This window comes from Paenibacillus sp. FSL P4-0176, assembly GCF_037975265.1.
GTDB lineage: Bacteria > Bacillota > Bacilli > Paenibacillales > Paenibacillaceae > Paenibacillus > Paenibacillus amylolyticus.
On record NZ_CP150242.1, the window covers coordinates 4,748,703 to 4,770,550 of the forward strand.

Consider the following 21,848-nt stretch of genomic DNA (forward strand, 5'->3'; position numbering starts at 1 on the left):
CTTAATTTGGTTCAGAGATCTTCGTAAACCACTCGGCCAATTCCTCTGTTTGATCCAATGTTGCAATCGGGTCAAAGTACCATGAACGATCCGGGCTCCAGATAAACACACGATCATTTTTAACCGCATCCAGTGAACTCCAGACCGGTTTCGATTTCAACTCTTCCAGGGTCAGATTATCTGCTGTTAGAATAATGTAGTCTCCGGCAAACTCAGGAATCGCTTCCGATGAAAATTCAACCAGTTGATCCTTCATTAAGATCTCTTTTTTATCTGCAGGAGGATTCAAACCAAGCGCGCTGTAGACTGCCTGACCTCCCCGACCAAAATTATCACCAAAGGCCAACGGTGCTTTATCATAGAACTGCATGACCGACACCTCGGCCTGCGGATCAATTGCCTCACCAACACGTTTCTTGGCATCTGCAATTCTTGCGTCATAATCGGCTAACCATGCCTCAGATTCTTTTTCTTTATTTAACACTTCACCGAAATAGGCAATTTCTTCGTGGGTGTTTTTCAATTCGCCATAAGGTACAACCAAGGTAGGTGCAATCTTGCTAAAGGAATCAAATAAATCAGGATTACCTGTCACAATGAGATCCGGTTCAAGTTCCAACACCTTTTCGAGAGAAATGGTTTCATATTCACCAATATTCTGCACACCCTCAAGTGATTTGATAAAATAAGGATTCTTCAGGTTCATCTCGGGTGTACCCACAGGTTTAATCCCCAGAGCGATCAAGCTTCCTAGATACAAGTCAACCACAATCCGTTTAGGTTCAGCAGGGATTGTAATATCTCCCTTCACCGTTGAGATTATACGTGGTTCAGATGTTTTGGTGTGATTATCCGCTGTTACTGTGTTCGTGGAACTTGATGCACTTTTGCTTCCGGAAGCATCCACGCTCGAATTACTTGCAACACCTGTTGAGCAGGCACTTAGCAGTAACGTAAGACTTAGTAAAATGCTAAGCAACATTCCCGTTCTTGTCTGTCTGTTCATATTTATTGACCCTCCGTGTTTATATTGATAATGATTATCACCATCAGTATAAACATACCTTCCACTTCCACCTCTGAAAATGTCATTTCGCGCCACACCTGATGTCAGATCAGGCCAATATAGGGGTGCTGAGGTCTTTTCTTTAAATTGCAAAGGAGAAAGACCTGTATTTTTCTTGAACATACGCCCCAAATAATATCCATCCGGATAACCGATTCCTACAGCGATCTCATCCAACGTGGCGTCCGTTTGCAGCAACATCTCTTTGGCTTTGAACAAACGAAACTGAATCAGATAATCGATGGGACTGGTTCCAGTCGACTGCTTGAACTTGCGTGACAAACTTCTTGGGCTGGTGCCAATCATTTCTGCCAAAACATGAAGTGTAAGTGGCTGGGTGTACGAAGACTCTACAATTTCAATGACTTTGCTGACCTGATCCAACATACTTGGATAGCGATTGGATACACGAGGAATCTGTGATGAGATCTGCTCCACAAATGCATAGAACAAACTCTTGGCCTGAAAGTGCTGAATAGGGTTCTTTTGATCCCACAAAAAGTGCATCTTTTTCCATTGCTCATATAGAATGGTTGGCATATCGGGGGTAAAGCCATAGTTCATTTGGAACGGATTGATTCGCTCCATTAACCTTCCCAGATCATTTCTCCCTCCACTAGGCAGGTTTGCTTTGTACATCAAGTAATATAGGCGCAATCCGGATTCGCCTGCTTGAATCACCAACTTACTCCCTTTTCCCCCATGGAAAATATAAAAGCGACTCACTTCATATGTTTGATTGTCAATCGTCACTCCAGCATCACCCTGAATGGTGAGTACAAAGGTACTTGTCGGAAATTTGTATTTCATCTCTTCATATGCCTCTAATTCCATGTAACGGATATCTGTTATACTCACCGCAGCATAGTTCCAGAGGATATAATAATCATTCCACATTTTGCTAACCCATCTCCGTCTACATAGATTGTGTCTGAACTTCCACTCACTTATTGATAACCATTATCAATTATTATGATGAAGTACGCAATACAACTGATCTCAATGAATCCATTCAGAAGAAAAAAGAGCTATTCAAATCCTTCTCTTAACATCCGATATATGTAAATAGAACCATGATAAAGCGGAGAAGGAGAACAGAGGATATGAATTCAATCTCATCTGCAACCAAAAGCAGTTTCACTCCCGGGAATCAAGTCTCCAATCGGGATAAAGAAATTCAGGGACTCATGCAGCAGAAGATCCGGCTCAATGAAGAAATGCAAGGTGTAAAAACCAATGACGAGTTGGATACCAAAACCAAAGCTCAGCGAATTAAATCCTTAACAAGCTCCATTTCCCAGATCGACAGCCAGATTGCCCAAATTAAAGCTGAAGAATTGCAAGAAAAGAACAAATTAAGACAGCCCGAAAAGGCTCAACAGCAACAACCCAAACCAACCGACGAGGCACAAGCCCCTTCACTCGATCATCTGATCAAGCATAGTCAGACTTATGATCAATTGGGTAAGCTGGTCGGTTTGCGTGATCGCATGCAGGGCTCCATTCAGACCACCGAAGGAGAAACCCGCTTTGACCGACTTGTTCTGGAGATCAATGCAGACAAAGATATAGGCAAATCAATGATGCTGGAAAATTCAGAACGCACCGTCTTTCAGGCAAAGCGAGAGACCGTCCAGGACATCAACTCCCAGTTAAACAAGGTTAATCAGAAGATTGGGGAACTGGTGGAAGAGATTCATCAGCCGGCACCTAAAAAAGGGGTACAACCACCTATCTCTGCAACATCTGGAGAAGAAGAGCAGGAAGTAAATGAAGGAAAGAAAACGGGAAGTAAGGAGCACCCATCAGATGGCGGAACCACAGATCAGGAATCAGGAAATGGTCCGCAAACTACGGCTTCTACATCTCATGCTGCTTCATATCCATCCGTCGATATTCGAGTCTGAATACGCATTGATCAAACATACTTATATGTATACATAATGAGCTTAAAGATTAAAGTGGCTCGTTTGCTACACAACCTTTAACTCGCATCCAATGATAGAACCGCTATTACAGGTGACTAACTCCTGATAAGTAGCGGTTTTTCTGTATTTTAACGTTTTGGGTATAGAGGCGAAGCCTCAGCTTCCGAAGAAGCTTTCTTACAGAAAGCTTTTAGACCCAGATCTTTAGGTTCTCTCTGTCCTCTACGTTCTCGTAATTTTATTTCTAGCACGGAGTACCGGCGGTATCATTTGCACAGATGATACTTCCAGCAATCGCTTTACAACCTTTTTTGATGCGTGTGGCCTCATCAATTATCTGATCTATGTTTTCATATTTTCGCTTGTTATTGGTTACAACGGCGATGGATACCGACACCAGAGGAATGGGCCGATTTAGCCCGGAACGTCCTTCCCCCAGAACATATTGATGATGCCAATCATGTTCGTTGTAAAATGTCTTTTTCATTTCCTCAAAACCTGAGATGACTTCCTCACTAATATATTTGTAATCATGGTGATTCAGGATCGTAATAAAATCATCACCACCGATATGTCCAAGAAAAGCTTCAGGGGGAACAAATAGCTTGCGAAGCAAGTTAGCTGTCGCCTGAATAAGCTGATCCCCCATTTTGAAGCCGTAGCTATCATTGTAGGATTTGAATTGATCGAGATCAACGTACAGTACGCTAAATTGGTCCATCTGAAGAGCCTGAGACAGCCTTTCATCTATGATATGATTACCAGGAAGACCAGTCAGCGGGTTCATAAAAATCGCCATTTCAGCCCGTACATCAGCAACAGCAAGTAGCAAACGCCGAATACTCACAGCTCCAAAGAAACTTTCTCCTGACGTGACCAACACAAGATCATATATTTCCCCTTCATCTCGATCCATGGCTAGAACACTGACATCTGTAATCTGTTCCGAATAATCCACGACCAGTGCCTGCGTATTCATCACCAGTTCTACAGGACGTCCCATATACAGATTATAGCCATACTGGGTGCCAATCTGCTGAAAGAATCGGGGCCGCATCATTAATGACACATCCTTCTCCCCCATAACAGCTATACCTTCCAGACTAGGTTTGGATTTGAAAAGATGATAGACGATATCACATTTTGTATCAGATTGTACTACAGGAATTGGATCAGCAATCTCCCCTATTTGCGTAAACATACTATTCTACTCCTCTGTTCGTAGCATCTAATCCGAACTTTTCAAATATATATGTAGGTCTTTGTCAATAGTCACATCGTACCACTTTCTACTTGAAAAAGCGTTAACTGAAGGTAAAAGTTTATGAAATATTTCCTTTTCTGAATTTTGCTATAGGGAGCTTACTTTAATGCTTGATCTCAAAATTCAGAAACAATCATGCAAAACTAAATTTCATCATCATGTTCTGTGTTATTTCGTTATGCAAAAATACCGTCATTTACTGGATATCTTTAATCCAATAATTGACGGTATTCGTTGGCATATATTACAGAAGTTTATCGGCATGAAATGAACGAATTCAGATATAGGCGGCCAAAAATCCATTTGGTTAGAATCAAAACTGAATCCAAACTATACTTGCCAGCTCACTACTCCTGACCCTTTCAGCTTACCTTATGCTCAATTCTCAGCTTATCAGCAACCATCGCAATGAATTCCGAGTTTGTCGGCTTCGACTTGCTGATATTGATCGTGTAACCAAACAAGTGGCTGATGCTGTCGATGTTACCGCGAGTCCATGCCACTTCAATGGCATGACGGATGGCACGTTCGACGCGGGACGGCGTGGTTTTGAATTTTTCGGCAATCGCCGGATACAGTGTTTTAGTGATGGCTCCCAAAATTTCGATATTGTTATACACCATCGTAATCGCTTCGCGCAAATACTGATATCCTTTAATATGCGCAGGAACGCCGATTTCATGTATGATGGACGTAATATTTGCATCCAGATTTTTGTGTTTGCCCATTGGCACAACATTGGATGATTTCATGAACATGGATGATCCGCTGCTTGTGGACATCGCCGTCTGTGTTCCCACCAGTTGACGCACACGATTCGCAAGCACTTCCATGTCAAACGGCTTAAGAATATAATAAGAAGCTCCGAGTTGCACGGCACGCTGTGTGATATTCTCTTGTCCGAATGCCGTAAGCATAATGACTTTAGGCTGTGGAGACAGGTTCAGGTCGCGCAAGCGCTCAAGCACACCCAGTCCGTCCAGGTGAGGCATGATAATATCCAGAATCAATACATCCGGCACATCCCGAGTTTGCTCCAGCAATTGCAGTACTTCTTCTCCATTGTATGCAATACCGGTTACTTCCATATCTTCCTGCTCAGATATATATTCGGCAAGCAAATTCGTAAATTCACGATTATCATCGGCCAGCAATACCTCAATTTTTTGCAAAACGGTATCCTCCTTTAAATTAAACATCGTTTCGTACATTTCCTTACACGTTTAATTTTCGACACAGCCAGTTAAATTCCTCCTGTCGAAAATTATTTTTCTTTATTTTTTTTTCTTGATCCTATATAATAAATAATTTATTTCATTATCCGATATATTATGTTTGCTTTCGACAAAAAAGAACCTCAGGGCTGTTTAGCCAGCCTTGAGGTTCTTATCGTTTTCCTTTTTCATCATAACGCCAGCATCTTGTAACATCCATTCAATGAAGCAACCGTAACCCGATTTTGGATCATTCACGAATACATGAGTAACTGCACCGATCAATTTACCATTTTGTACAATGGGGCTGCCACTCATCCCTTGAACGATACCTCCGGTCTTATCCAGCAGTTTCGGGTCCGTAATTCGAAGTACCAGACCTTTTGTTGCTGGTTCAGTTTGATCTGCCACATGAACAATGTCAATGGAGAAGCGTTCAACTTGTTGACCGTCAACCACGGTAAGTATTTCGGCCGGTCCTTCCTTTACTTCATGAGAAAAAGCGACGGGAATGCCTTTCGAATACAAACTGTGCTCAGGATTTCCAGACATTTTACCAAAGATACCAAAAGCCGTATTACGTTCAATATTGCCCAAAATTTTGCTTTCCTTGAGGAAATGAGCACGTTTTTCACCCGGATCACCGGTCTCGCTCTTCGAAATTGACGTTACATTGGACTGAACAATCTGACCACTACCCACAACAATAGATGTCTGTGTGTTCATATCTGTAATGACATGGCCCAGTGCGCCATATACGCCCTGATCGGGAGCATAGAAGGTAAGTGTGCCAACACCGGCTGCAGAATCACGAATGTACAATCCAAGCCTCCACGCTTGATCCTCGGAGTCATACGCCGGAGTTAATCGTGTCTTCACCGTTTCCTTACCACGTTTTAACACAACATCAATACCTTTTTTACTTTTCCCTGCAAGTTCAACGGCTTCAGAGACACCTGCTACGCCATCCAGACGTTTTCCATCCATATGCGTAATCAGATCTCCGAGCTTAATGCCCGCTGTTTCTCCGGGCGATACACGCTCATCCTGACCGGAACGGACCAGATGATGTCCAACCACCAGAATGCCTGCCGATTTAACCTTGACGCCAATCGTTTGTCCCCCGGGTACAACACGCAAATCCGGTATCACATTCACATGGACTGTTTTGACCGGAATTTTACCCCACAACTTCAACGTTAATTTGGCATGTCCCGTCTGTTGAGGGTGAAGATGCAAAGGTTGTTGCCTGGTAACATGCATCGCTGCCTGATCATCCAAACCAACGATATCAGGACGATCTACAACGGCGCTTGAAGCAGCAGGTACAGCGAGCCGGACATCCGCTTGCCTGCCAGCAAACACCTGCAATTCATCCGGCAGTGAAGCATAACTTTGCACAGGCTGAATGGCCTGGCTAATCACACAAAGAAAGAAGGCAAATAAAAGACCTAGCAATTTCTTCCTGAGGGGGGAATTCAATGGCTGTCACACTCCCTTTGCTTCTTTCGCTTGACGAAAGGTGGTCGCCAATTGCGTACCTATAAGATAACCTCGCCCCCAGGCTTTTATTACTGTCAATCATTACGCCAGCCGTCCGTTTCACCCTTTTTTGGCTTCCGCCAAATTCAGCATTTCCTGTGCGTGATGCAGCGTTTTTTCTGTAATTTCCACGCCGCCCAGCATACGTGCCAATTCCTTCACTCTGCCTTCGTCTGACAGCGATTCCACCTGCGTCATTGTCCGTCCATCGTAGACATGTTTCTCAATGAGATACTGATGATCTGCCATACAAGCCACTTGTGGTAAGTGAGTTATTGAGAAAACCTGACAAGTCGAAGACAAACGGAACAGTTTTTCCGCAATGGATTGAGCTGCTCTACCGCTAACTCCGGTATCAACTTCATCAAAAATCAACACAGGTATCCGGTCATGTCGCGCAAAGATACTCTTCATCGCCAGCATCATTCTCGACAACTCACCACCTGAAGCAATTTTGCCAAGTGGTCGTAATGGCTCGCCCGGGTTTGGTGAGATTAGGAATTCCGCATTGTCCGCACCATGACGATTCAGACGAATACGACGTCCATTCCATTCAATCCCCTTTGGATCTTCGAAAGGAGTAATTTGAACACGCAGTGTAGTCCGCTCCATTTGCAGATCCTTGAGTTCGCTTTCCACCTGTGCAGCAAGTTCCTCGGCGCATTGTTTGCGAACCTTGCTGAGCTCTTCAGCAGACTCCATCACAAGGTTAAGCATTTTGTCACGTTCAGCTCGCAATTTCTCCAGCCGTTCGTCCTTGTTCTCCAGTTGGTCGGTTTCATGGCTAATCTGATCATAATAACTCAGAATAAGTTCAACACTGTCCCCGTATTTCCGTCTGAGGCCAGAAATCAGATTCAGCCTTTGCTCCACTTCTTCCAGCCTTGCCGGATTAAATTCAATCTTCTCCCGGTAATCCCTTAACTGAAATGTCGCATCTTCCAATTGATAAAATGCAGATTGTAGCTGTTCTACGATTGGTTGCAGTCCTTTGCTATCATATCCAGAAATGTCTTCAATTCTTGAAAGAGCAATGCTCACAGCTTCAAGTCCGCGTTGACCACTGAGCAGATCATATGCACCAGCAACACTGTCCATCATTTTCTCACTATGGGATAGTTTGACCCGTTCTTCCCCGAGTAATTCATCCTCGCCTTGTGTAAGGCTTGCTGCTGCGATCTCCTCAAGCTGAAAGCGATACATGTCCAAGAGTTGATATGCCCGCTGACTGGACTCCTGAAGGGCACGCAGTTCTTTTTCCGCCGTGATAAACTTGCTGTAGCGCTCCTGGTACTTTGCTTTGATCGGTCCGATGACTTCCGAGCCATAAGTATCGAGAAGCCCCAGATGGCTCTCAGCGCGTAGCAAACTCTGATGTTCATGTTGTCCATGAATATTGATCAGCTTCTCGCCTACTTCCCGTAGCATGGTCAGATTGACCAATTGCCCATTAATGCGGGACGTACTTTTCCCCTGCGTGTTCAGTTCACGTCGAATAACCAGATGCTCTTCAGGCTCACAATGGATACCCAGCTTCTCTAATGTCTGCCATACCGGATGACTCTGCTCCATCTCGAACAAGGCTTCCATCTCTGCCTTATCACAACCGTACCGGATCAAATCAGCTGAACTTCGTCCACCAGCAATTAAGCCAAGTGCATCTATAATAATCGACTTACCTGCACCCGTTTCCCCTGAAAGTACATGGAATCCCGGATGGAATACAACGTCCACTTCTTCCACCACAGCCAGATTACGAATCGATAACGTAACTAACATCTGCAAAAACACCTCCGGATGACTAACTCAGATATTATGTTTTTGAACCATTGATTCAAGAGGTTGTTCAAAAAGTCCGCTTTTGATTACGAAGGATGCCTGGTGGCATCATCAGCATCGAATATGGAATTCAGCCGAAATAAGTGGGATGCTTACGAAGTATGTTTCCTTCGGAAACATTGCAGTTGCTCACGTAGTTTCCCTACGCCCCGCTACTCCATTTCTAGCTTCATCCCATCTTCTCGGTACTGAAAACCAATCTTTTTGAACACGCACTTTAAGCAATATAACCCATGATTCGCTCAATAACGGTCACACTGTTACCTTCAGTCCGGCAGATAATCAGAATGGTGTCATCTCCACAGATCGTGCCCATGACTTCATTCCACTCAATATTATCAAGCAAAGCTGCAATGGAGTTGGCTGTTCCGGGCAAACATTTCATCACAACCAGATTGTTTGTGTGATCAATGTGCAAGAAGTTGTCAACGAGTGCACGCTTCAACTTTTGAATCGGATTATATCGTTGATCTGTCGGTAAAGAGTACTTGTATCTTCCGTCATCCATCGGAATCTTGATTAACAGAAGTTCCTTGATATCCCGAGATACCGTCGCTTGAGTCACCTGAAAACCTGATTTGCGCAGTGCTTCAACCAGATCATCCTGGGTCTCAATTTCATTTTGACTAATGATTTCACGAATCTTGATGTGCCTTTGTCCTTTCATATATGCCTCCAGTTAGATGTATTGCAATAAAGCAGCATTTGTAATTCGCCGCAGACTTTGCCCTGCAATGTTCATTCTTTTATATTAGTCCAGATCATCCCCGTCATACACATCTTCCTGATAGTCCATGAGCCTGATTAACTTAATATCGGAATCCTCCACGTCAACATACAGCAATCCTTCACAGCCAGGATATAACAACAGATAATTGAGGAAGCGATCCCTTAGCGCAGGGCCGGTCATATCGATTGGCTGTCTGCGACGAGACGTTTTCACGAGGTATCTGAGATCCTCACGTTCTGCAACATAATCAATGAATAATCTGCTGTAATAAACGGATTCATTGGCCTCAAAAGCCAGAGGGACTTTCATTTTGCCACCGATAACTTCGTAGCCCTGTGCTTCAAGCAAATCCAAGGCCGGGGAATCTTGAATCTTCACGTTCAGTTGCATTCCAGACAAGCTTACCGGCGTCGGTCGGTTCACCCAATTACGCAAGCCAAAGAACAGCCACAAGATCAAACAGACAGCAAGTACACCTATAAAGATTGTGTCATATTGACCATCCATTATCGCTCACCTCGAAGACATATTCGAGGTTCAGTAATGATTTCCCTTTACGTCAATCACCTTTCCAGCGAAAAGAAACCCATCTTATGATGAGTTTCCCGTAAATGTATGAGCTGCTTCCTTTGCAACTTGCTCCGCAAGTGCGTCAAGTGAAGCTGGATCGATCTCTGGTTGTGTTGCCTCTGGTGCTTCCAGACGCCAATGTGCGAGAAATTCTATATTACCTTCTCCACCGGTTATCGGTGAAAAAGTTAAACTCTGCAGATGTAAACCAAGTTGACTGGAGAAATGAAGCATTGTCTGCAATACATCCTTGTGTACCTTCGTATCACGTACCACACCGGACTTGCCTACTTTTTCACGCCCTGCCTCAAATTGAGGTTTAATCAATGCAACGATATCTGCAGGTTGTTTCAAAAGAGCCAGAAGTGGCGGCAATATGATTCGCAGTGAAATGAACGACACATCAATGCTCGCAAAGTTCGGCACGGGTCCCGTCAGATCTTCAGGAGTCACATAGCGGAAATTAGTTCGTTCCATAACAGTAACTCGCTCATCATTACGCAAAGACCAGTCGAGCTGATTATAGCCCACATCAATAGCGTAGACGTGAGATGCGCCATGCTGAAGTGCACAATCCGTAAATCCACCGGTGGATGAACCAATGTCGAGCATGACAAGTCCATTCATATCAAGGTCGAAATGACGGATCGCTTTTTCGAGCTTCAATCCGCCTCTGCCGACGTAGGGATGTACCGAGCCTTTAACTTTCAGCTCGGCTTCCCTTGGAATTTTCATGCCCGCCTTTTCGATCGGCTCATTATTGGCATATACCAGTCCAGCCATGATTGCAGCTTTTGCCTTCTCACGACTTTCATAATAGCCCTGCTCAACCAGCAGAACATCAATTCGTTCTTTCGGGAGTGACATGTCTGTCTCCTATCATGTAAATTTACGAAGGAAAACGTGTTTTGGGTATGCCGTAAGATGATTGAACAGCCATCTTGCGCAGTTCAGCACATACATTTTCAACGGTAAGACCCACTTCCTCACGTTGTTCCTTAATACTGCCATGCTCGATGAAGCGATCCGGAATCCCCATCAATTGTACATGAACATCATGCAGTCCCTGCTCTGCATAAAACTCCAGAACTGCACTACCCATGCTACCTGCTTGAGATGTTTCTTCAAGTACAATCAATTTGGTGCCTCGAACAGCTAAATCACGCAACATTTGCTCGTCAAGAGGTTTCAGGAAGCGAGCGTTGATTACGCCTGCTGTGATACCTTCCCGCTTCACCATCTCTGCTGCTTCTTCTGCAAGCTGCACCATCGAACCTGAAGCGATGACAGCATATCCCTCGGATGGACGCAGTTGCTCCCATGATCCGATTGGAATCGGAACAAGTACATCATCCAAAGGTACACCGACCACATTGTTTCGTGGATAACGGTAAGCAATTGGACCTTCATTATAATCAAGCGCCGTTTTCATCATATGACGCAATTCATTTTCGTCTTTTGGCATCATCAGAACGATATTTGGAATATGGCGCATAAATGCCACATCGTATACCCCTTGATGTGTTTCCCCATCCGGACCAACAAACCCCGCACGGTCAATAGCAAACATCACGTTGGCGTTATGACGGCAAATATCATGTACAATCTGATCATAAGCACGTTGCATAAACGTAGAATACACGGCAAAGACCGGCTTCAAACCTTCCATAGCCAGTGCAGCACACATGGTCGCCGCGTGCTGTTCTGCAATACCTACGTCAATCATGCGATCGGGAAATTCCTTACTGAACGGAATAAGACCTGATCCTGTAGGCATTGCTGGCGTTACCGCTACGACCCGCTTATCCTGCTTCGCAAGATCAATTAACGTTTGACCAAACACTTCCGTGTACATCGGTTTTCCGACTGCCTTCAGCACTTGACCGGATTCAATTTTGTACGGAGAAATCCCGTGCCACTTGTGCGAATCGGCTTCTGCTGGCTGATAACCTTTGCCTTTGGTCGTGAGCACGTGAACGAGTACAGGACCATCAACGTTATCTGCCTGTTTGAAGGTTTCGATCAATTTGGGAATATCGTGCCCATCAATCGGTCCCAAATACGTGAAGCCCAGTTCTTCGAAAAGAACACCTGGTACCATCATATATTTGACACTATCTTTGATCCAGCTTGCCGATTTGGCCAAACGGTCCCCAATAGCTGGAATTTTTTTAAGCATCCCCTCGACATCATCTTTTGCTTTCAGATAATGACGATCCGAACGAATCTTGCTCAAATATTTATGCATGGCCCCAACGTTTGGAGCAATGGACATTTCATTATCATTCAGAATAACCATCAGTTTTCTCTGCTCATGACCAATATGATTGAGAGCCTCAAAAGCCATACCACCTGTAAGCGCTCCATCACCAATCATCGCGATGACTTGGTTGTCCTCACCTTTCAGATCACGTGCAAGGGCCATCCCCATCGCAGCGGACAATGAAGTACTGCTGTGTCCAGCTTCCCATACATCATGTTCACTTTCGTTGCGTTTGACAAACCCGCACAGACCGTTATGTTGACGCAATGTATCAAAGCGATCCATACGTCCTGTCAGGACTTTATGCACATAAGCCTGATGCCCTACATCAAAAATCATTTTGTCTGCTGGACTGTTATAACAGTAATGCAGGGCTACCGTGAGCTCAACCACGCCTAAGTTGGGTGCGAGATGCCCACCTGTAACAGACAGTTTCTCAATCAGAAACTGCCGGATCTCTGCCGACAAAAGGGCAAGATCATCCTGAGACATCGACTTTAGATCACTGGGTTGTTTAATTTGTGGAAGCAGCACGAGAATCTCCCCGCTTTCCTAGATTGTTTAGTTATTGTTGTAAATCGATATATACATTATGAATCAAATGACATTAAATCATTATAACATAAAAGAACAAGAATCATAATTTACTGCACTATACTCCCGATAACGAGCATTCTCGCCAGCAAGTTATTTAAAATTCTTCTCCATATGTATTCACGCATCCACTCGGGACAGACTTTTTCCATCCACTCGGAAAAAGAACATTACATTCATTACACGGTTACATAGATTTTGAAACAGACCGCTCCGTCAGAATCTAATGGTCACGACTCATCAGGTAATCTGCAATTTCCAACAATCTGGATGCATCAGGTAACTCGGCTCTTTCAAGTGCGTCTTTTGCAGATTGGGTAAGGGATTTCACTTCATCTACAGAAGCCTCCATGCCAATAAAATAAGGATATGTTACCTTCTGTTGATTCACATCGCTCTGTGTTTTCTTGCCCATCTTCTGCTCGTCACCCGTCAGGTCGAGAATATCATCCTGAATCTGAAATGCCAGCCCCAGATCACGGCCAAACACACGTAAGGCTTCCAATTGTCCTTCCGTTGCTCCACCAATTCGTGCTCCAGCAATGAGTGAGAAAACAATCAGATCACCCGTTTTGTGCAAATGGATATATTGGAGCTGTGAAAGATCGGTCATGCCTTGCTCGCCTTCCATATCCGCGACTTGGCCGCCGACCATACCTCTTGCTCCAGCAAGTTCGGACATGTCCTCTACGATGGACAGCAACGCATCTGCCGCTACACCGCTACGGCGTCCAGCTTGAACAATGCTATAAAAAGCATGGGTTAACAGCGCATCGCCTGCCAATATGGCTGTTGCCTCACCATATACCTTATGATTCGTTAATTTTCCCCTGCGGTAATCATCATTATCCATAGCAGGCAGGTCGTCGTGGATCAGTGAATACGTATGAACCATCTCCACGGCGCAGGCTACCGGCATTGCAGCTGTACGCTGTGCACCGAAGGCTTCCGCCGCAGCAACGACCAGAAGAGGACGAAGGCGTTTGCCTCCGGCCATGAGTGAGTACTGCATCGCATCCGTCAACGATTGGGGTACATCCCAGTGATCGGGAAGCGTGTGTTTCAACGCTTCTGTCACCGCAGCTGTGACCTCTTCGAGGTACACTTGAAACGAAGGACGATTACTCATGGACTTCACCGCTCTCATCGTCAGCAGTTCCGAAAGGCTTCTTGCGAAGCTCTCCATCTTCTTCTACGATCATCTCGATCTTGCGTTCCACTTGTTCCAGCTTAAGACCGCAAAGTTGCGAAAGTTTCATCCCGCGTTGAAACAGATCGATGGCCTGTTCCAACGGAACATCACCATGTTCCAGCTGACCTACGATGTCTTCCAATGCCGCCATTGCCTCTTCAAAATTCAATTCCGGTTCATTCGCCATGGGTATTGTCGTCCTCCTTCATTCCCCAAACCTGACAGTCCAGCTGTCCGTCTGTTAATTTAATCTTAATTGAATCTCCAGGCTGTACATCTTTCGTTGACTTGATCAATCGCTGTTCCTGCTCGTCATAGACAAGGCTGTATCCCCGTGACATGACTTTGAGTGGGCTAAGCGCATCCAGATGCCGCACAGATGATTTCCACTGTTGCTGCTTCGATCTGGCTATAGACCTGATCGCAAGTTCCAGTTGTCTGCGTGCTGCCGCATTCTCACGGCGTGCTACATTGACCTGCTCACGAGGATTGAATCGTTGCAGTGCTGCCCGCAGACGCTCCTGCTTCTCTCCTGTCCATTTCATACGTGTATCGACTGTTCTCAAAAGACGTTGGTGCATCATATCCAGTCGTTCCGTGTGCTGCATCAAGGTACGTCTTGGATGCACCAGCACTGGCGAACGCTGTAATCTTGCGAGCCGTTCACGTTTATGTACAGCACGCTGACGTAAGCTGTGCTGTAACTGGCGCTGACGTTGTCCGATCTGATCAAGCAACTCAGCTCTATTAGGTACAGCTAATTCAGCAGCTGCTGTAGGTGTAGCCGCACGCAAATCGGCTGCAAAATCAGCAATAGTGAAGTCCGTTTCGTGCCCAACCGCAGAAATGACAGGAATATCCGAAGCAATTATTGCTCTTGCCACAATCTCCTCGTTAAAGGCCCACAACTCCTCCAGTGAACCGCCTCCGCGTCCAACGATAAGTACATCGGCTTCTCCCATCCGGTTCAGGTTGCCAATCGCTTTGACAATGGAAGGTGCTGCACCCTTCCCTTGAACCAGAACAGGATATAAAACAACTTTGGCAGAAGGGTATCTGCGCTGGAGTGTGATCATAATGTCTCGCACCGCCGCTCCTGTCGGTGAAGTTACAACCCCGATGGTCTGTGGATAACGAGGGATCTGTCTTTTTCGAGAAGGTGAAAATAACCCTTCATCCTCAAGCTTTTTCTTCAGCTGTTCGTAAGCCAGATACAGACTTCCAATTCCGTCCGGCTGCATATGGGTAGCATAGAATTGATACTGCCCATCCCGTTCATACACCGAGACATTACCACGGGCAATAACCCTTGCACCCTCCTTCGGTACAAAGGGTAATCGCTGGTTATGGGACGCAAACATAATTGACTTGATCCGGCTGTCCTTGTCCTTCAATGTAAAATACATATGGCCGCTGGAGTGATGTGTGAAATTCGAAATCTCCCCGCGCAGCCAGACGTCCGACAGGACCTGATCCGATTCCAGTTTCATCCGGATGTATCGGTTCAGGTCTTTGATGGAGTAGATCTTTTGATCTGCCACAGACAAAACCCTAGGCCAATCCGTGAGCGCGCTTGGCAGCGATCAATGTATTTTGCATCAGCATTGTGATTGTCATCGGACCAACACCGCCAGGAACGGGTGTAATTGGACCAGAAACTTCTTTCACACTCTCGAAATCAACGTCTCCTGCCAGTTTGCCATTCTCCAAACGGTTCATGCCGACATCGATAACAACAGCACCTGGTTTCACAAAATCAGCATCCACAAAATTAGCACGGCCGATGGCTACAACTAAAATGTCCGCCTGACGTGTAATTTCTTTCATGTTGGCTGTACGGGAATGACACATGGTTACCGTCGCATTCTCACGTTGGAGCAACAGCGATACCGGTTTGCCAACGATGTTGCTTCTTCCGATAACCACTGCATGTTTACCGGACATTTCCAGTCCAGTACGTTTGATCAGTTCAATTACACCCGCTGGGGTACATGGAAGCAGACTATCGTCTCCAATTACGAGATTACCAACATTGACTGGATGGAATCCGTCTACGTCTTTATCCACGGCAATCGCATCAATGACCGCTTTCTCTTCGATGTGTTTCGGTAGTGGAAGTTGAACCAAAATTCCGTTAATGGATTGTTGATTGTTCAGCTTGTCCACCAGCGCAAGCAGATCTTCTTGGGACGTATCTGCATCCAAGCGATGCACTTCGGAGTAGAAACCGAGGTCGTGACATGCTTTTTCTTTATTACGCACATATACTTGGGATGCCGGATCTTCCCCGACGAGCACAACAGCCAGACCAGGTACTACCCCCTGTTCGCTAAGCTGTTTTACTTCTGTTGTCATGCTTGCGCGGATCTCTTGGGATACTTCTTTACCGTTAATAATAGATGCTGTCATTGTACTCTCTCTCCCTTATGTGAATATAAATTTAGAGGTTGTTCAAAAAGCCCGCTTTTGATTACGAAGGATACTGAAAACCGGTCTTTTTGAACACACACTATAATTAATCATAACTTAAGATAATTTTGCTTTAATCGCGTCAACTTCCTGAATCATGCGTCCAAGTACACCATTGACGAACTTGCCGGATTCTTCTGTACCAAAATATTTGGACAGTTCAATCGCTTCATTGACCGATACCTTTGCCGGAATGTCATCACGAAACACCATTTCATACGTTGACAGTCGTAGAATCTGGCGATCTACACGTGATAGACGGCTGATCTGCCAACCTTTCAAATAATCCACAAGCAGCCCGTCAATGGCTTCCTTATTGTTCCAGGCTCCTTGTACAATCTCAGTAACATAAGTACGCATTACATCTGCATCGCGAATAACTACTTCGGTTTCATTATCTTCAGCAGCTTCATTGATTAACATGTTCACAGCTTCTGCTGCACCTACCTCATTCATTTCCATCTGATACAGACTTTGTACTGCAATTTCCCTTGCCAAACGTCTTTTCATGTCCTGCCTCCTGCAGCGCTCCGTCTGGAGCGTCATCATGCTTATTTTATAATCCATGCAACCATCTCATCAAATCCTGTATTGGATTGATCGATGACTTCCACGGTATTGTTATTGTTATCCCTTTTCACAAAAAAACCTGCAATACGTATCCTCCAAAAAACGGGCAACCTAAACTACAGTTCTATTTTCGGAAGAAACATATTGCAGGGTTCAGGTAGGTCACTTAAACGGACGCCAGCGATCGCCCAGCCATTGCCCCCACTCCCTCCAGGGAATAGACGAACCCAGCTTCGAATCGCTTCGTCTGCCTAACGTATAACCGATGAACACCAAGAGTGCAAAGAACAACATATCCCAAAAACCGATCCATACATAAAGAAATCCAAAAAAGATGCCGCCGATAATTCCGGTAATTCGGCCTCTGTGACTATCCCAAATCTCTTTCCACAGCATCAGTGAAACTCACCTCATTCCACTCGACTCTTGTAGTTAGGCGACTGGGTTACATTAGCGATATACACCGTGACAAAAGAAACCGGGATGCCCGTAATCTCTTGTACATGATCATGTATCGCCTTTTGCAGATCAGAAGTCAGCGCAGGAATAGGTGTCTCACCATCCACTACTGCACGGATCATAATCTCCAGTCCTGACTCAACCACACGTATGCGTGCCTTGACATCACGTACTCCCCGGAAACGGGAAGTTGCCTTCAAACAGAGATTCTCAATCGTCTCCATCGAAATCTGTACATCACCAAACTCAGTACGTTGATCTACAGACGGCAACGATGCACGCTCACGCCGAACCGAGATGTAGAAAAATCGCAAACTCAGGATAAACAAAATCGCTGCTGCAATAACCGACGCAACAATAACGTTTTGTTCCTGCTGGTAATTCAATTCGTAAGGCAGCACACCGCTAATCAGAAGAATGACGGCTGCCGATATTGCTCCAACGCTTATGCTGTATATAAACAACAGAAGCCGATCCAGTATTTTAGCCACGAACTGCACAGCCTCCCTTGCTCACTAACATTACTTAACCTGTTCACTAGCAAAAAATCAGATCCTCATCTAGCTTTCGCTATAATGAAGACCTGTCCAAGACGGGATAACCCCCGGCAGATGATGCCGGGGGAATCTGTCTTCTTTTATTTTACGCGCTGACTGTTCAGGTCGATCTCTTCCACTTTCTCGGTGCTCTTGAACTGAACGTCATGAATGTGCACATTCACTTCATTCACATTCAATCCTGTCATGTTCTCGATGGAACGTTTCACGTTCTGTTGAATCTCCGTAGCTACTTGTGGCAGACGGTATCCGTACTCGATAATTACGGAAACATCAACTGCAGCTTCACGTTGGCCCACTTCAACTTTAACGCCTTTGGAAAGGTTTTTGCGACCAAGCAATTCAGCAAATCCGCCAGCGAATCCGCCACTCATGCCTGCAACACCTTTCACTTCAAGGGTCGCCAATCCAGCAATCACTTCAATAACTTCAGGTGCGATCTGGATTTCACCGATATCCGTTCGTTCAAATTCAGTCGGTAGTGTACTCATAACTGTTCAACACACCTTTCGCGAGATAAGTTTGCGGCCATCCGTCAGGGCGCTGGACTCAGGTTAATCAACCTTCAGAACCCTTCCGGTCCGGCTTTACCGGAACTCCTGCAAACATCCGCGAGGTGCGGGCTTATCCTTTGCAGGAGACATGCGCTCTTATTATTCATACTATATCATTTGGGCTACATTATGACAAACAAGCCCAATATACCTTTTAAATCTCGTTTTCCTCAAGAAATTTGATATCAAAGTCACCGCGAATGAACGTTGGGTGCTCCAGCAATTTCTGATGGAAAGGAATAGTTGTAGATATGCCTTCAATCGCAAATTCCCCAAGCGCACGTTTCATCTTGGCAATCGCCTCTTCACGATTCGCTCCCCACACGATCAATTTTGCGATCATGGAGTCATAGAAAGGTGAAATGGTATAACCCGGATAAGCAGCACTATCTACACGAACGCCAGGTCCTCCCGGTGCAAGGTAGAATCCGATTTTGCCTGGTGATGGCATAAAGTTACGGTCCGGATCTTCTGCATTGATACGACATTCAATGGACCAGCCATTGATAACCACGTCTTCCTGACGGAATGAGAGTGGGTTGCCTTCAGCTACCGAGATCATCTCACGGATCAGATCCACGCCAGTAACCATCTCAGTCACCGGGTGCTCTACCTGAATACGCGTATTCATCTCCATGAAATAGAACTCGCCATTCGGGCTGAGCAGGAACTCCAATGTACCCGCTCCCGAGTAATCCACAGCAAGGGCAGCCCGTACCGCAGCTTCACCCATCAGTGTGCGCACATCTTCGGAGAGAATCGGACACGGAGCTTCTTCTACCAATTTCTGGCGACGACGCTGAACCGAACAATCACGCTCTCCCAAATGTGCTGCATTTCCGTGTTTATCAGCAATGATCTGAATTTCCACGTGTTTCATACCTGTCAGGAATTTCTCCAGATATACACCTGCATTGCCAAATGCCTTTTGTGCTTCCTGCTGAGCAGCGGTAATCTGCTTAATCAGCGTTTCTTCATCTTCGGCAATACGAATTCCCTTACCTCCGCCACCAGCAGTAGCTTTGATAATAATAGGATATCCGATATCTCTAGCAATCATGATGGCTTCATCCATATTTTCAACAAGGCCGTCTGATCCAGGAATAACAGGTACTCCTGCATCTTTCATCGTCTGTTTGGCAACAGCCTTGTCTCCCATTTTGGTAATGGCTTCGGGTGAAGGCCCGATGAATGTAATATTGCAAGACTCACAAATTTCCGCAAAATCAGCATTCTCCGCCAAAAAACCGTATCCAGGGTGGATTGCATCACATTCCGTCAGCGTAGCTACACTCATCAGGTTTGTGAAGTTGAGGTAACTGTCCTTAGACAGTGTCGGTCCGATACAATAAGCCTCATCTGCAAGACGAACATGCAGAGAATCCTTGTCCGCTTCCGAGTAGACGGCTACCGTTGAGATACCGATTTCACGGCAGGCACGAATAATACGTACCGCAATCTCTCCACGGTTCGCAATCAGTATTTTTTGAAATTTCATTTCGTTTTGTCCTCCTTCGAAGCTCATGCGGTTAGCTGTTAACCAGCTATAACGGTTATTCCGGTTTCACCAGGAAAAGGGGCTGCCCATACTCGACCAGCTGTCCGTTCTCAACCAGCACTTCAACGATTTCTCCCTTGATGTCCGCATCAAGCTCGTTCATCAGCTTCATAGCTTCGATGATACATACCGTTGTTTTCTCAACAACTTTATCACCAGCGCTCACAAAAGGACCCGCTTCCGGCGAGGAAGCTCTGTAAAAAGTACCTACCATCGGAGATACAATTTTATGTAAATGACTTGTAGTATCGACCTGCGGTGCAGCTTCACTTACCACTGCTGCCGGCTGTACTTGCGGAGCAGCAATCATTTGCGGTTGCACAGCAGTTGCTTGAACATACTCCGTTTTGCCCGGTTTGCGGATTGATAACCGTGATCCTTCATTTTCAATTTCCAACTCTTGAACGGAACTTTCATCTACCAGTTTAATCAGTTCTTTGATTTCACTCAATTTAAACATTTCCATTATTCACTCCTTCGGCATCATGCCAGTCTCACTAGGACGGTCATATGGCTTTATGTATTATATCATAATCATTAAAAATGGAAAGAGCCCGAGAGTGCAACCAGCTCCCGGGACTGCATTTCCATGATTTGGATTACTGTTCTGTGACGTATTGCACGCTGATTTTGTTCTGTGAAACCGCCAATTCTTTCATGACCAGATCCACAATGGATACCGCCTGTTTTACATCCAGTTTGTCACTGAGGACCACAACCTTATACTTGTCGGAATCTTCTTGAACGATCGCATTAGCGTACTGTTGAGAGAGCGTCTCCTCAATGCCAGTGATTTTAGCTTCTTTTTCTTCCAGTGTACGGAGTTGCTCGGTTGCTTTGGCATTCTCCTCTGGCGTTTTGCTCAGATCACCTGCCACGGTCATCAGTTCCTCATACTTACGATTGTTGCTTTCCTCACGTTGCCACTGGTAGTTCTGGAACTGGCTGCTCGCAGATGCTGTCGTATTCTGCTCTTCCATTTCCTTGAGGACTTCCTCATCTGTCTTGGTTGCAGTGCCGCCTGCCTGACCGTCTGTCTCCGGTGTAGTTGTTGCGCCTTTGTCGGTCTCTTTGTTGGTTTCTTTACCTGTCTCACCCTTATTTTCGCCTGGTTCGACAGCAGGTGTTTTCTCTGTATTTCCAGCTTCTTTACCTTCCGTAGCCGATGGTTCCTCCACAGCGCCAACCGCACTTGGATCACTTTCAACTTCGCCGCTATTCACCACTTCATTTACAACCAAACCTTCTGTAGGATCAAGAATGCCTGCCGTCTCCTTTGCTTCCCCCTGCTTGATTCCATCCACTTGCTGACTGTCAGCCACCGGCGCGTTGACTGGACCGGAATCCTCAGTGAACAGATAATACGCGGACAAAATGACCATCAGACTCAGCATGGAAACGAGCCATACCGTTTGACGTTTGTTATTCATTAGAACTTCCTCCTCAAATTGGCTTCAATCTTATGAGAATTGAATCTTG

Annotated in this window: 21 protein-coding genes; 1 reads left to right on the top strand and 20 read right to left on the bottom strand. The window is 45.4% G+C overall.

Annotation, left to right across the window (positions count from 1 at the left end; translation table 11 throughout):
- Nucleotide 1: 1 nt before the first annotated feature.
- Nucleotides 2-1,900, bottom strand: a complete 1,899-nt coding sequence (locus tag MKY95_RS22065; RefSeq protein WP_339194422.1) for an AraC family transcriptional regulator — start codon at nucleotides 1,898-1,900, stop codon at nucleotides 2-4.
- Nucleotides 1,901-2,169: 269 nt separating this feature from the next.
- Here MKY95_RS22065 and MKY95_RS22070 point away from each other — a divergent pair, with 269 nt between their 5' ends.
- On the top strand, nucleotides 2,170-2,973 hold the full coding sequence (locus MKY95_RS22070; RefSeq protein WP_076318965.1) for a hypothetical protein: 804 nt from the start codon (nucleotides 2,170-2,172) through the stop codon (nucleotides 2,971-2,973).
- Nucleotides 2,974-3,238: 265 nt separating this feature from the next.
- Here MKY95_RS22070 and MKY95_RS22075 read toward each other — a convergent pair whose 3' ends face one another.
- The 19 genes from MKY95_RS22075 to MKY95_RS22165 all read right to left on the bottom strand — a co-directional run bounded on the left by MKY95_RS22075 (nucleotide 3,239) and on the right by MKY95_RS22165 (nucleotide 21,799).
- A complete protein-coding gene (locus MKY95_RS22075) occupies nucleotides 3,239-4,195 on the bottom strand; it encodes a GGDEF domain-containing protein (RefSeq protein ID WP_076318964.1) in 957 nt (318 codons plus the stop codon).
- Between the two features lie 425 nt (nucleotides 4,196-4,620).
- Nucleotides 4,621-5,430 (bottom strand): sporulation transcription factor Spo0A, encoded by an 810-nt coding sequence (spo0A, locus tag MKY95_RS22080; protein ID WP_036614349.1) that lies wholly within the window; start codon nucleotides 5,428-5,430, stop codon nucleotides 4,621-4,623.
- A gap of 195 nt (nucleotides 5,431-5,625) precedes the next feature.
- The gene (spoIVB, locus tag MKY95_RS22085) at nucleotides 5,626-6,954 is read right to left on the bottom strand and encodes a SpoIVB peptidase (RefSeq protein ID WP_036614352.1); all 1,329 of its coding nucleotides are present in this window, start codon (nucleotides 6,952-6,954) and stop codon (nucleotides 5,626-5,628) included.
- Between the two features lie 120 nt (nucleotides 6,955-7,074).
- Entirely contained in the window at nucleotides 7,075-8,793 is a 1,719-nt protein-coding gene (gene recN / locus MKY95_RS22090; protein WP_076318963.1) for a DNA repair protein RecN, read from the bottom strand.
- Between the two features lie 277 nt (nucleotides 8,794-9,070).
- Entirely contained in the window at nucleotides 9,071-9,520 is a 450-nt protein-coding gene (gene argR / locus MKY95_RS22095; RefSeq protein WP_017687604.1) for a transcriptional regulator ArgR, read from the bottom strand.
- A gap of 84 nt (nucleotides 9,521-9,604) precedes the next feature.
- On the bottom strand, nucleotides 9,605-10,090 hold the full coding sequence (locus tag MKY95_RS22100) for a hypothetical protein (RefSeq protein WP_036614357.1): 486 nt from the start codon (nucleotides 10,088-10,090) through the stop codon (nucleotides 9,605-9,607).
- An 84-nt stretch (nucleotides 10,091-10,174) separates the two neighbouring features.
- Nucleotides 10,175-11,020, bottom strand: a complete 846-nt coding sequence (locus MKY95_RS22105; protein ID WP_036614359.1) for a TlyA family RNA methyltransferase — start codon at nucleotides 11,018-11,020, stop codon at nucleotides 10,175-10,177.
- A 22-nt stretch (nucleotides 11,021-11,042) separates the two neighbouring features.
- The gene (gene dxs, locus MKY95_RS22110) at nucleotides 11,043-12,950 is read right to left on the bottom strand and encodes a 1-deoxy-D-xylulose-5-phosphate synthase (RefSeq protein WP_036614362.1); all 1,908 of its coding nucleotides are present in this window, start codon (nucleotides 12,948-12,950) and stop codon (nucleotides 11,043-11,045) included.
- A gap of 283 nt (nucleotides 12,951-13,233) precedes the next feature.
- Nucleotides 13,234-14,157 carry a polyprenyl synthetase family protein gene (locus tag MKY95_RS22115; protein ID WP_083669823.1) on the bottom strand — a complete coding sequence of 308 codons (924 nt, stop codon included), beginning with the start codon at nucleotides 14,155-14,157 and terminating at the stop codon, nucleotides 13,234-13,236.
- Complete coding sequence (xseB, locus tag MKY95_RS22120; protein ID WP_017687599.1) at nucleotides 14,132-14,389, bottom strand: exodeoxyribonuclease VII small subunit; 258 nt, start codon at nucleotides 14,387-14,389, stop codon at nucleotides 14,132-14,134. Before xseB ends, MKY95_RS22115 begins: the two co-directional genes overlap by 26 nt.
- On the bottom strand, nucleotides 14,379-15,743 hold the full coding sequence (gene xseA, locus MKY95_RS22125) for an exodeoxyribonuclease VII large subunit (RefSeq protein WP_076318962.1): 1,365 nt from the start codon (nucleotides 15,741-15,743) through the stop codon (nucleotides 14,379-14,381). The genes xseB and xseA overlap by 11 nt, the downstream gene beginning before the upstream one ends.
- A gap of 10 nt (nucleotides 15,744-15,753) precedes the next feature.
- Complete coding sequence (gene folD, locus MKY95_RS22130) at nucleotides 15,754-16,611, bottom strand: bifunctional methylenetetrahydrofolate dehydrogenase/methenyltetrahydrofolate cyclohydrolase FolD (RefSeq protein ID WP_017687597.1); 858 nt, start codon at nucleotides 16,609-16,611, stop codon at nucleotides 15,754-15,756.
- A gap of 117 nt (nucleotides 16,612-16,728) precedes the next feature.
- On the bottom strand, nucleotides 16,729-17,181 hold the full coding sequence (gene nusB, locus MKY95_RS22135; protein ID WP_017687596.1) for a transcription antitermination factor NusB: 453 nt from the start codon (nucleotides 17,179-17,181) through the stop codon (nucleotides 16,729-16,731).
- 222 nt (nucleotides 17,182-17,403) lie between these two features.
- Nucleotides 17,404-17,637: a DUF2273 domain-containing protein gene (locus tag MKY95_RS22140; RefSeq protein WP_017687595.1), complete on the bottom strand. Its 234-nt coding sequence runs from the start codon at nucleotides 17,635-17,637 to the stop codon at nucleotides 17,404-17,406.
- 14 nt (nucleotides 17,638-17,651) lie between these two features.
- Complete coding sequence (gene amaP, locus MKY95_RS22145; RefSeq protein WP_017687594.1) at nucleotides 17,652-18,191, bottom strand: alkaline shock response membrane anchor protein AmaP; 540 nt, start codon at nucleotides 18,189-18,191, stop codon at nucleotides 17,652-17,654.
- 146 nt (nucleotides 18,192-18,337) lie between these two features.
- Nucleotides 18,338-18,748: an Asp23/Gls24 family envelope stress response protein gene (locus tag MKY95_RS22150; RefSeq protein ID WP_017687593.1), complete on the bottom strand. Its 411-nt coding sequence runs from the start codon at nucleotides 18,746-18,748 to the stop codon at nucleotides 18,338-18,340.
- 217 nt (nucleotides 18,749-18,965) lie between these two features.
- Nucleotides 18,966-20,309: an acetyl-CoA carboxylase biotin carboxylase subunit gene (gene accC / locus MKY95_RS22155; RefSeq protein ID WP_036614375.1), complete on the bottom strand. Its 1,344-nt coding sequence runs from the start codon at nucleotides 20,307-20,309 to the stop codon at nucleotides 18,966-18,968.
- A gap of 55 nt (nucleotides 20,310-20,364) precedes the next feature.
- Nucleotides 20,365-20,829: an acetyl-CoA carboxylase biotin carboxyl carrier protein gene (gene accB, locus MKY95_RS22160; protein WP_076251231.1), complete on the bottom strand. Its 465-nt coding sequence runs from the start codon at nucleotides 20,827-20,829 to the stop codon at nucleotides 20,365-20,367.
- A 139-nt stretch (nucleotides 20,830-20,968) separates the two neighbouring features.
- Nucleotides 20,969-21,799 (bottom strand): SpoIIIAH-like family protein, encoded by an 831-nt coding sequence (locus tag MKY95_RS22165; protein WP_076251024.1) that lies wholly within the window; start codon nucleotides 21,797-21,799, stop codon nucleotides 20,969-20,971.
- Nucleotides 21,800-21,848: the final 49 nt, after the last annotated feature.